The following is a 1,387-nucleotide window of genomic DNA, read 5'->3' as shown; positions in this document are numbered from 1 at the left end:
CTCCCCAGCTTCCTGGCCGAAATGTTCCCCACCCGGGTCCGCTACAGCGGCTTCGCCGTCAGCTTCAACCTTTCCAACGCGCTCTTCGGGGGCACAGCTCCCTTTGTGGCCACATTGCTGATCGCGGCCACTGCCAATGACCTGGCTCCGGCCTGGTACCTCGTCGGCGCCGCGGTCATCTCGCTGATCGCCGTCGCGCTCTCCCGCGAAACCTGCAAAGAACCGCTGCGCCACGAATAGCGAACCCCTTTCGTCACCTCAAAAGACGCACCACAGAAAGGCACCACCACACAATGACCACCACAGCATCTGAAAACGCCACATCCGTCGCCGAACTGGAGCGACTCAAGGTCCTGAAGAACGGCGAGAAAGTCAGCCTGACGTTCTCGGACACGGAGTTCGAGCGCCGGCTCGCCGGCCTGCGCCGGATCATGGCGGAGAAGGAACTGGACGCCGTCGTCCTCACCAGCTACCACTCCATCAAGTACTACTCCGACTTCCTGTTCACCACCTTCGGCCGCTCCTACGCCATGGTGGTCACCAAGGATGACACCGTCACCGTCACCGCCAACATCGACGCCGGCATGCCGTGGCGCCGCAGCTACGGCGACAACCTGGTCTACACGGACTGGCGCCGGGACAACTACATCTTCGCGATCCAGGAAGTCCTGCGCACCCGAGGCATCAGCCCGCGCCGCCTCGGCGTCGAAGACGACTCGCTGCCGCTGGACAACCGCAACAAGATCCAGGCCGCCTTCTCCGGCGCGACGCTCGTGGACGTGGCGCAGGCAGCGATGCGCCAGCGCATGATCAAGTCAGCGGAGGAAATCGAGGTCATCAAGCACGGTGCCCGGATCGGCGACCTCGGCGGGGAGGCCATCCGCAACGCCATCACGGCCGGCATCACCGAGTACGAGGTCGCCCTGATCGGCACCGAGGCCATGGTCCACGAGATCGCCAGGACGTTCCCGGACTCCGAAATCCGCGACACCTGGGTCTGGTTCCAGTCCGGCATCAACACCGACGGCGCCCACAACTGGGCCACCACCCGCAAGATCCAGGAACACGACATCCTGTCCCTGAACTGCTTCCCCATGACCAGCGGGTACTACACGGCCCTCGAGCGGACACTGTTCTACGGCGAACCCGATGCCCGCTCGCTGGAACTGTGGAACATCAACGTTGAGGTCCACAAACGCGGACTCGAGCTGATCAAACCGGGCGCCGTGTGCAAGGACATCGCCGCGGAGCTCAACGAAATCTACGTCGGCCACGGCCTGCTCGCCAACCGGACGTTCGGCTACGGACACTCCTTCGGCGTCCTCAGCCACTACTACGGCCGCGAAGCCGGGCTGGAGCTCCGCGAGGACATCGACACCGTGCTGGA

Annotated in this window: 1 protein-coding gene and 1 pseudogene; both read left to right on the top strand. The window is 64.1% G+C overall.

The genetic code is table 11. From position 1 onward, the window contains the following. Positions 1 to 240 (top strand): annotated as a pseudogene (locus ACVWY0_RS22275) (MFS transporter); the annotation flags it as partial. Between the two features lie 53 nt (positions 241 to 293). Then, positions 294 to 1,387: aminopeptidase P family protein (locus tag ACVWY0_RS22270; protein ID WP_485838630.1), on the top strand; the 1,094-nt coding region annotated here is incomplete at its 3' end.

This window comes from Arthrobacter sp. UYNi723, from assembly GCF_054057635.1.
Note: the sequence above shows the minus strand (reverse complement) of the source record. Positions and strands in the feature narration are given on the sequence as shown.